We start from the raw sequence: 10,071 nt of genomic DNA, 5'->3' as shown, positions 1-10,071 counted from the left end.
TTCTTCGACCCACTCGAAGGGGATGCCGCTGGGGAGGTTCCCGTCCCGCAGGTCCGCTTCGAGCGACTCCCACGTCTGGTACCCGTGGAGTCGCGCGACACTCCCCCGGACCTGCTGTTCGTGATCAGGGGTCACCTCGGCGCCGTGGCCGAGCTTGTGAGCCTCCAGCCGAAGGACCGCGTGCCACAGCATCACCTCGGTCTCGAACTGCCCGAATGAGGCGACCTTCTCCATGAGGCGACGGGGGATCTCCCGCCGGTCCTGAAAGACGCGGGCGAGGGCTTTCTCGGCCAGCGGGTTCCGCGGCGACCTCGGGCAGTCCTTCGCGGCGATGCCGTCGAATTCCGGCTCGTCGGCCACCAGCCACCGCAGGTACTTCCGGTACCGCCCGCTACCGGCCAGGAAACAGGGCAGCTCGGTGTCGAGCCGTGGCCGGTCGTAGCCGAGCAGCGGATCGTGAGAGAAGTACCGCGGCCCCCGGTCGAGCGTCCGGGCCACGCCGTCGAATTCGCCATGGTCAGGCGTAACAGCCAGCAGGCGAACAGCGCTCAGCGCATCGGCCCGCTTGATGTCGACGGCCGCACAGGCTTCTCGTATCGCCCCGTCCGGATCTCCCACTCCTGCTTTCTTGAGGATCATTCGCCACGTTCTGTCGGGGTAGTACAACGCCGTCGCGGCGTGGATCAGCGCGTCCTGCTGTGACGACGTGATCAGGCGGAGTCCGCGCAGCCTCCGAACGGCCGCGCGGACGTTGATCAGGGCGACGCTGACCGCCGAATAGTCCCGGTCGGGATCGGTCGCGACCGCCACCGGGTCGTCCGAATCCAGCAGCCCCATCCGGTACATCCGGTAGACCGCACCCACGCCCCGCACGCCTGCCGGCCAGCATTCCGCCGCCCGGATGGCCCCCATGCTGGACGCGCCGAAGATCTGCGCACCGTCCTGGGCGACGTCCACGACCTCACGCGTCGAAACAGGGAGTTCGTGCGCGAAGGTGCCGTCGATGACGAGGATGCGGGTGCTGCCTCCTTCCCTGGCCCGGTACACGTCTCCGCGCTTCGCGGGCGGCAGGACCTCGGCGGCGGGCAGGAGCTCCCTGGCCTGGCCGGGTGCCAGGGAAGGACCGGTGAAGACAGTCGTCTTCATCACTCAGACCACCGATCCGAGCATGCGGAGAGTCGGGGTTCGCGAGGTCTCACCGTAGGAGCAGGCAAGACCCGGCACGAGAACGCGGACGACGGGTACGCCGAGGTCCGGGCGCGTCACTTCCGTCACCAGACAGTGCTCCGTTCCCGCGGCGCGCAGCCGGCCGACGACCTCCTCGATGCCCTGCAGGACGTCGTCGCAGCCGCTCCTCTCCTGGGGGAACGCCAGGGTCGGAGAGCCGTAGTAGAGCTCCGACCGCCTCTTCTGCTCGGCGGGCCTCCGCTTCGAGTGGATGCTCTCGAACACGTCACGAGCGCCGCCGGCGACACCACTGTGCGCTTGGCAGGCTTCGGTGATGGCACGGACCAGTGCGCGCTGGGGGTCGAGGTCGGCGCCGTACCCCCCGAAGGTCACCGACTCGCCCGCGGAGCCGAAGAAGTCGTCGTCGATGAGAACCACGCCGAACACCGGCACACCGATGGCGCTCGGTATCTCCTGAATGCGCACGACCAGCCCCTGATCGCCCAACTTCTCGATGAAGTCCCGCGCGGTTCCCGGTGGCACGGTCGCCGGATCCACGGTCCTCAGCGGGCGGGGCGGAGAGAACCCCGGGTCGTGATGGGCGGTGTAGAAATCCTCCTCGGACACGGCGTCCCGCTCGATGAGTTCGAACAGCGCGTGGAGCACGGATTCCGCATAGGAGTTCCCCGACGCCAGCCCGTTCGTCTCGATCCGGGCGGTGACTCCCTCGCTCGCCGGATTCAGCACGAGGTCGGTCGGCACCAGCCTGTGGTCCTTCCCCATCAGGTCGTACGCTCCCGTCCACGAGAACACCGCATCGGGCCGGTACGACGTGTCGGACGGGAGGTTGAACGCCGCCGGGTCCACCGCTCCGGAAGCGGCCAGGTCCTGATAGGACCCGCTGACGACCCGGTCGGGCGGCAGGGCCTCGGCCGATACCCGCTCAATCGCCTCCATGACGGCGCTCAGTTTCGCCGCGAGGGCCGTGGCGCCCTTGCCCATGCTCACGGCCAGGTCCTTGGCCAAGGGTGTGACGGCCGACCACACCGGAACGCCGATGAAGTCGATGGGCGCCAGGTCGTACACCCGCGTGATGGGAACCCGGGGCAGCAAGGGCGCGAGCCACTCCCACGTTTCGGCGAAGTCCCTCACATGCCCCGCCTCCGTCCTCGCGGTGCCGTGCTCGAACGACGAGGGGCCGAGAGACGTGAGACTTTCCGGTGCTACCTGGCGCACGTCGGCTTCCTGTTCTGCGGTCGGGGGTCAGTTCAGTGGGCCGGTGAAGTCCGGGGCGACGTAGTGCAGCAGGCACATCGTGACGTGACGGCCGGCGGGCAGCGGGTCGCGCCAGTGCTCGTCGTCGGTGCCGCTGTAGACGACCGCGTCGCCCATGCCGAGCGCGACCTCGTGCAGGCGGTCGGCGGTCCGGATGCGGAACGGCCACGGGTCCGCGCCGGCCGGGTCGTCGTCCACGCACAGCGAGACGTTCCACCGGCACTGCGGGCGGTCCCGGTGGGGCGCGAGGGCGGCCCCGGGCTGGTAGGTGACCGCCCAGGTGTACGAGGGCCGCACCGGCTCGCCGGCCCACGCGGTGACGGCCCGCGCGAGCTGCCGCTGCACGAACAGGGTGACGGCGTCGCAGTACATGCCGTCCCGCAGGCCGTCGAGGACCTGCTGGCGGTCCGTGCTGAAGCAGCCCTCCCGGCGCATCCGCCGGAAGTGCCGCCGCAGCGCCGCCACGAACAGCGGGGGGAACACCCCGCGCAGGACCAGTACCCCGTCCCCGCTCTCCTCCGCTGGGGCCGCCGGCGGCCCCAGCGGGGTGCGGGGCACGAGCACGCCCGCCAGCCACAGGGCCCGCAGCGCCTCCCGGGAGAGCGCTGCGGGGGGCGCGCCCTCCAGGGCGACCCGCCGCAGGTCCGGGCCCCAGGTGCCGTCGCACCACCAGGGCACCACGGTGCCCGAACGGGCGTCGCGCAGCCAGACGACGGGCCGTTCGGCGGCGAAGTCCCGCGGGCCCGAGACGACCGCGTGGCCCTCGGGTGCGTCCGCGGCGACGGCCTGCGGCAGCTCCGGGCCGTACTGGACGTGGAGATCGGGGTTGACCCGCAACTCGGCGGCGTCCGGCACCGGAAGGCCGGCAGCCCGCGGCGGCAGCAGGGCGAGCAGCTCCTCGTCGACATCGCAGCGCAGCCGCAGTTCCTCCAGTCGGGCCGGGGCCTCGTCCGGCGGCAGCAGCAGGCCCAGGCGCACCGCCGCCTGGCGCTTCTCCTGCGGCGTCGCCTGCTGCCCGGCCAACAGCGCGGGCAGCAGGGCCAGTTCGGCGGGGGCCGTCAGCCTGACGCGCTCCACCGGCCGCCCGCGTCTGCGAACGGAGAGGAACACCTCCAGGGTCACCTGCGGGTTGGCGACCAGGTCGTCGTTCATGAGTGCGCCAGGCCCTGCCCTTCCGTATCCGGTCCTGCGACGTCCTGTCCTGTGAACTGCGAAGAACTGCGACGAACTGCGAACTGCGAACTGCGAACTGCGACTGCGACTGCGACTGCGACTGCGATCGGGGGAACCTCGCCGAGTCGACCAGAGGCACCGGTGTCCCTGCAAGGCGCAGCCCCAGGGATTTCGGTGACTTCTCGGTCCGCGCCGGACCCGAGAACTTCACCACAGGATGTGCCCCGGGACGGTTGTCGAATCGTGCCGGTGCGTGTGGGCTGTGGAGCGGGCCGCCTGCCCCGGCGGGGTCCGCCGCCCGGCGCCTGGGGAACCGCTGCCGGCCCAGGCCACCGACCCCGAGGAGGATGCCGTGCGGTTCACCGCCCTGTCACAGATCGTCCCGTCGCCCGAGGACTTCGTGGCGAACCCGCCGACGCGCCCCCAGGTCTGGTCGATGCCGCCGGAACCCCTGCGCCGGCTGCTGGACCACGCCGGTATCGACCGGATGCTGCACACTGGTGTCCCGGCCGCCGCCTTCCGCGCCGTGCGCGACGGCAGGGGCGTGGATCCGGCCGAGTACGTCTGGGGGGAGCGTCCCATCGAGCGGCCGTTCGCCGACACGGTCCGGCCCGGCGCCGTCGGCACGCTGCTGCGTGACGGCTCCACGATCGTCCTCGACGTGCTGCACCGCTTCTGGGAACCGGTCGGTGACTTCTGCCGCCGGCTCGGCCACGAGGTGGGCCTGCCCGCCTCCGCCACCGGCTTCATCACCCCGGCCGACCAGCCCGGTTTCCCCTACCACCACGACGAGGGCGGCAACCTGCTCATCCAGACCTCGGGCAGCAAGACGTGGCGGGTGCACGAGGCGACGGCCCCCGACCCGCTGCCGCACGAGACGCTGCGCCGCAACAGGCCCGACGAGGCCGAATCCGCCCGCCTGGCGCAGCGGCCGCCCGCCCTGGAAACCACGCTGCGCCCGGGCGACGTGCTGTGGATCCCGCGGGGCTGGCTGCACAGTGGGATCGCGACCGGGGAACCCTCCGTGCACGTCGCCGTCGGCTTCGTCCCCATGCTCACCCGCTACTGGCTGGCCGGGAAGCTGGCCGAGCGACTGGACGAGCGGCGCCCGGAGTTCGCCGGCTTCCGCCGGGAACTGCCCTGGGGCATCACGCGAAGCCCCGGCGAACTGGCCGCCGTCCTCGCCGAGGTGGCCAAGGAACTCGCCGAGGCCCTGCCCCTGGTCGACGCGGCGGGCCTGGCCGACTCCCTGGTGCGCGACATCCGCAAGAACTTCCTGGAGCCGCCCGGCACACCGACGGTCTCCGCGACCGCGGACCCCACCGGCCCGACGACACCCGTCGTCCTGGTCCCTGAAGCGGTCGCCGGTGTCGAGCGCGCTGACGCCGGCCGGCTCCGCCTCCACCTGGGCAGCACCACCCTCACGTTGCGCGGAGCCGTCGCCGACCGCATCGAAGACCTGTGGTCCGCCGACGGCGAGGAGCGGTGGTGCGCCCACGACATCGCGCCGCTCGCCGGCGAGGCCGCCGCCCTCGACCTCGTGCGGACCCTGCTGCGGCTGGGTGTCGCGCGCCGCGCCGACGCCGGCTGACCCGGCACTGCCCGAGCAACCCACCGCAGCCTTCCCCGCCGGAACGGAGAGACCGGACCATGCGCTACCGAGCACTCGCGAAGCTCGTGCCGTCACCCGAGGAGTTCCTGTCGGACCCGCCCACCACTCCGCAGGTGTGGTCGATGCCGGCAGGCGAACTGGCCGGGCTGCTCGACCTTGAGGGCACCGACGAGCTGCTGCGCGACGGGGTGTCGGCGGCCGACGTGCGCATCGTGCTCGGTGGCCGGGAGGTGCCGCCGGCCGACTACACCTGGGGCGAGCGGTCCCTGGAGCCGTCCTTCGCCGGGCACGTGCGCCCCGGGGCGGTGACCGGTCTGCTCGACCAGGGCGCCACCCTGGTGCTGGACAACATCCACAGGTACTGGCGGCCCGTCGGTGACTTCTGCCGCGGCCTCGCCCACGAAGTCGGCACGGCCACCACCGCCACGGCCTTCCTGACTCCGCCCGGCAACACCGGCTTCCCGTACCACTTCGACGAGCGCGGCAACGTGCTGGTCCAGACCGTCGGCAGCAAGACCTGGCGGGTGCGCGAGCAGCCCTTCCCGGACCCGCTACCGCACGAGACCAACCACGACAACGGCCCCACCGCCGCGCAACTGGAGCGGTTCGCGCACGAGCCCGCCGCTCTGGAGGTGACCCTGCACCCCGGCGACGTGCTGTGGATCCCCCGCGGCTGGCTGCACAGCGGCACCGCCACCGACGAGCCCTCGGTGCACGTCACCATCGGGTTCGTGCCGATGCTCACCCGGCACTGGCTCGCCGAGCAGCTGGTACGCCACCTGGGCAGCCGCAAGGGCGAGTTCACCGGACTGCGCGCCGAACTGCCGTGGGGCCTGGCCCGCGACACCGGTCGGCTGACCGAAGTGACCGACGAGGTGCGGCGGGAACTGACCGAGGCGCTGGCCCGGGTGGACAGCGCCGCCTTCGCCGACGGCGTCGCCAGGCTGGTGCGCGGTGGCTACCACGAACCGCACGTCGCTCCCGTCGCCGCGGCCCTGGGCCCCGCCGTCGACGCCGACACCCTCGTCGTCCTGGTCCCCGAGAGCCTGTTCGACATGGTCCACGGCGACGGTGGGCGGCTGCGGCTGGACCTCGCCGACCGGTCCCTGACGCTCCAGGGCCCCGCCGCCCGCTTCCTCGCGGCCCGGTGGGGCCAGGGCGGTCAAGTCCCGTGGTGCGCCCGCGACATCCCCGGCGTCACCGAGGAGGCGGCCGTGACGCTCGTCCGCACCCTCCACCGCGCGGGCATCGTCCGCCGGCCGGCACCGGAACGCCGCGGGTCACCGAGGGACCTACCGTCACATCTCCCGGAATCCGTTGACCCGGAATCAGGCCGGTCCGAACCTTGAGGCGTCCGACCAGGACATTCCTGTCTCGAGAGAAAGGAAAAGGCATGGCTGCGAACGACATCGATGCCGCCCAGGACGTGGACGCCGAACTCGCGGCGACCGAGATCATCATCACCGAGGAGGAGCTGGAGGACGTCTCCGGCGCCTCCCTGCCGATCCCGCGCCTGCTGAACACCTGATCGACCAGGTGCCCGGGCCGGCGACGGCCGGTTCCCGCCGGATCGCGGCCGGCCCGGGCACCCGCCAAGCGAAAGGTGCACACCCGTATGGAGTTCCGTCGCCGCGCCCTGGCCAGACTCGGCCGGGCCGAGGAGTCGGATGTCCCGGTCGTGCTCGCGGGCACCCGCAGCGTGCTGCTGCTCGCGCTGGCCACCGTCCTCGTGGCGGGCGGCGCCGTGTGGGCCTGCGCCGGATCGCTGCCGCAGACCGTGCACGCCCCCGGAGTCCTGACCCGCGCGGCCGGCAGCACGACCCTGCGCAGCCCGGTGGCCGGCCAGATCGTCGATGCCCCCGTACCCGAGGGCGCCGAGTTCACGCCCGGCACCGTGCTCTTCACCGTCGCGGGCGCCGACGGGCCGCACGTGGTGCGGGCGGCCTCGGCCGGCCGGATGGCCTCCGTGCTGGCCGTGGTCGGCGGGGAGGTGACCGTCCGCGACACCCTGGCCGTGATCGAACCGGGTCCGGCCGGTTCCCCGCTCGAAGCCGCCCTCTACCTACCGCCCGCCGACGCCGCCCGCGTCCGGCCCGGCCAGCACGTGGACCTCGCGGTGCTGTCGGTCCCCGACCAGAAGTACGGCGTGGTGCGCGGCACCGTGCAGGAGGTCGGGGCCCGCCCCCAGAGCCGAGGACAGCTCGCGGCCTTCCTGGCCGACCCCGAACTCGCCGGCGACTTCGTGGCCCGGGGCGAGCCGGTCCGGGTCATCGTGCGCCTCCTGCCCGGCAACACGGTCAGCGGCTACCGCTGGTCCACGCCGCAGGGGCCGCCCTACCCGATCGACACCCGCACCCTGGTCAGTGCCTCCATCGACCTGCCGCCGGTCAGGCCGGTCAGCCTGGTGGTGTCCTGATGCCGACGGCCGTGCGGCACCGCCGGGTTCGCACCCCGCGCGTCCAGCAGATGGAGGCCGCGGAGTGCGGCGCCGCGAGCCTGGCCATCGTGCTGGGACACCACGGACGCCACGTGCCACTGGAGGAACTGCGGATCGCGTGCGGGGTCTCGCGGGACGGCGCCACCGCCGCGGCCCTGGTCAGGGCCGCCCGGAGCTACGGCATGAACGCCCAGGGACGGCGTCTGGAGCCCGGGCAGCTGGCTGCCCTGCGCCAACCCACCGTCGTGTACTGGCAGTTCAACCACTTCCTCGTCGTCGAGGGCTTCAGCCGCCGTTTCGGCAGGCACCTGGTCCACCTGAACGACCCGGCCTCCGGCCGCCGCAGCGTCTCGGCCGAGGAGTTCGACGAGAGCTTCACCGGCCTCGCCCTGACCATGAACCCCGGCGGCGATTTCGTGCGGGCCGGACGCCGGCCCGGCCCGCTCGCCGGACTGCACGGACGACTCGCCGGCACCGCTCCCCTGTTGTGGCTCATCCTGCTCTGCGGTGTGCTGACCACCCTCACGGGCATCGCCCTGCCCGCGCTCACCCGGTGGTTCGTCGACCTGGTCCTGCCGCACGGCGACCAGCCCCAGGCCCTCTTCCTCGCCCTCATGGCCGCCACGGTGCTGCTCACCGCGGGGGTGACCGCGCTGCGCCAGGGATTCGTGCTGCGCGTCCGCCTCGTCGCCGCCACCCGTTCCTCGGTGCACTTCCTGCGGCACCTGCTGCGGTTGCCCACCGCCTTCCACGGCCGACGCAGCACCGCCGACCTCACCCGCCGCATGACCTCCCACGACGACGTGGCCACCGTGCTGTCCACCGACGTCACCAACCTCGCCGTCAACGCCCTGACGGCGGCGGTCTACCTCGCCCTGCTGGCGACGTACGACACCTGGCTCACCGGCGTGACCGTGGCCCTGTCCCTGGTGAACCTGGCCGCCGCGCGCCAGGCGGCCAGGGCCCGTGCCGACAGCGCCACCCGGCTAGCGGCCGACGAGACCCGGCTCTTCACGACCACCGTCAACAGCCTCCAGCTCATCGAGATGCTCAAGGCGACCGGCGGCGAGGCCGAGAACTTCCGGCGCTGGACGAGCGCCCTGGCCACGGTGGTGACGAGGCGCCAGCGCGTCGACGCCGTCGGCTCGCTCCTGATGGCGGTCGCCCCGACAGTGGCCGCCGTCAACGGAGCCCTGCTGCTCCTGATCGGCGGGGTGCAGGCGGCCCACGGGCGGCTGAGCATCGGGGCGCTGGCGGCCTTCCAGGTGTTCGTCACCGGCTTCAGCGTCCCGCTGGCCCAGCTGACCGCTTCCGTCGGCCGCCTCCAGGACTTCGGCGTCCTCGTCGCTCGCCTCCGGGACGTGGAGGACGTTCCCCCGCAGGACGCAGAGGACGCGCGGGACACCCCCACGGAGCCCGACCCGCTGTCCGACGGGCAGGGCACACCGCACCGGCTGACCGGTCACCTGGTCCTGGACCGTGTCAGCTTCGGCTACAACCCGACCCGGCCCCCACTGCTGCACGACGTGTCGCTGACCGTGCGGCCCGGCCGGCAGGTCGCGCTCGTCGGTGCCTCCGGCAGCGGCAAGTCCAGCGTCGCCCGCCTCGTGCTGGGCCTGCACCGGCCCTGGAGCGGCACCGTCACCCTCGACGGACGCCCGTTGGACGACGTGCCGCACCAGGCCCTGACCTCCTGCGTGGCCTCCGTCGAGCAGGACGTCGTGCTGTTCGAGGCGAGCCTGCGGGACAACATCACCTTGTGGGACCCCTCCGTGCCGGACGAGGACGTCGTCGCCGCCCTGCGGGACGCCGCCGTCCTCGACGCGGTCCTCGCGCGCCCCGGCGGCATCCACTGCCAGGTGGCCGAGGACGGCCGCAACTTCTCCGGCGGTGAACGCCAGCGCCTGGAGATCGCCCGCGCGCTGGTACGCAACCCCCGCCTGCTCGTCCTGGACGAGGCCACCAGCGCCCTGGACGCCGAGACCGAAGCCGTCGTCACCGACCGGCTGCGCCGCCGCGGCTGCGCCGTCGTCGTCATCGCCCACCGGCTGAGCACGGTGCGTGACAGCGCCGAGATCATCGTCTTCGACGACGGACGGGTGCGCGAACGCGGCACGCACGACGAACTGCTCGCCGCCGGCGGGCTGTACAGCTGGCTGGTCAAGGAGGGCTGACATGGAATCCCGGACCGCCGCACCGGCATCCCCCGACCCCGCGGCCTCCCTCGCCCGCCGCGGCGAACCCGCCGGGCAGCGGCCCCTCACCCTCACCTCCACCGGCGTGCTGTGGCTGGTCGCGGCCGGATCCGCCGACCTGTTCGCAGCCGACCCGGCGGGGACGGGAGGCCCCTGGCACCACCTCGCCCGGCTGGGGCCCGGTGCCGTCCTGGCCGCCCCCGCCGCCGGAC

9 protein-coding genes are annotated in these 10,071 nt (G+C 72.9%); 6 read left to right on the top strand and 3 right to left on the bottom strand.

From position 1 onward, the window contains the following. From J0670_RS18655 to J0670_RS18645, 3 genes are all read right to left on the bottom strand, one after another. Window positions 1-1,146 (bottom strand): TfuA-like protein (locus tag J0670_RS18655; protein WP_243437200.1); only part of this gene is annotated, 1,146 nt, incomplete at its 3' end. Between the two features lie 3 nt (window positions 1,147-1,149). Further along, the gene (locus J0670_RS18650) at window positions 1,150-2,403 is read right to left on the bottom strand and encodes a YcaO-like family protein (RefSeq protein WP_207812753.1); all 1,254 of its coding nucleotides are present in this window, start codon (window positions 2,401-2,403) and stop codon (window positions 1,150-1,152) included. Between the two features lie 27 nt (window positions 2,404-2,430). Next, complete coding sequence (locus J0670_RS18645; protein ID WP_207812752.1) at window positions 2,431-3,594, bottom strand: hypothetical protein; 1,164 nt, start codon at window positions 3,592-3,594, stop codon at window positions 2,431-2,433. 373 nt (window positions 3,595-3,967) lie between these two features. Between J0670_RS18645 and J0670_RS18640 the strand changes: the two genes are divergently transcribed. The 6 genes from J0670_RS18640 to J0670_RS18620 all read left to right on the top strand — a co-directional run. Beyond that, complete coding sequence (locus tag J0670_RS18640) at window positions 3,968-5,206, top strand: JmjC domain-containing protein (RefSeq protein WP_207812751.1); 1,239 nt, start codon at window positions 3,968-3,970, stop codon at window positions 5,204-5,206. Between the two features lie 59 nt (window positions 5,207-5,265). Further along, on the top strand, window positions 5,266-6,576 hold the full coding sequence (locus tag J0670_RS18635; protein WP_207812750.1) for a JmjC domain-containing protein: 1,311 nt from the start codon (window positions 5,266-5,268) through the stop codon (window positions 6,574-6,576). A 44-nt stretch (window positions 6,577-6,620) separates the two neighbouring features. Beyond that, the gene (locus J0670_RS39965) at window positions 6,621-6,755 is read left to right on the top strand and encodes a hypothetical protein (protein WP_279383033.1); all 135 of its coding nucleotides are present in this window, start codon (window positions 6,621-6,623) and stop codon (window positions 6,753-6,755) included. 87 nt (window positions 6,756-6,842) lie between these two features. Next, a complete protein-coding gene (locus J0670_RS18630; RefSeq protein WP_207812749.1) occupies window positions 6,843-7,643 on the top strand; it encodes an HlyD family efflux transporter periplasmic adaptor subunit in 801 nt (266 codons plus the stop codon). Further along, window positions 7,643-9,838 carry a cysteine peptidase family C39 domain-containing protein gene (locus tag J0670_RS18625; RefSeq protein ID WP_207812748.1) on the top strand — a complete coding sequence of 732 codons (2,196 nt, stop codon included), beginning with the start codon at window positions 7,643-7,645 and terminating at the stop codon, window positions 9,836-9,838. The genes J0670_RS18630 and J0670_RS18625 overlap by 1 nt, the downstream gene beginning before the upstream one ends. A 1-nt stretch (window position 9,839) precedes the next feature. After that, the coding region (locus tag J0670_RS18620) for a hypothetical protein (RefSeq protein ID WP_207812747.1) at window positions 9,840-10,071 on the top strand (232 nt) is incomplete at its 3' end.

Source organism: Streptomyces sp. FH025 (assembly GCF_017427025.1).
In the GTDB taxonomy this organism is placed as follows: Bacteria; Actinomycetota; Actinomycetes; order Streptomycetales; family Streptomycetaceae; genus Kitasatospora.
The sequence above is the reverse complement of the archived record's forward strand: the minus strand, read 5'-3'. Positions and strand labels throughout refer to the sequence as shown.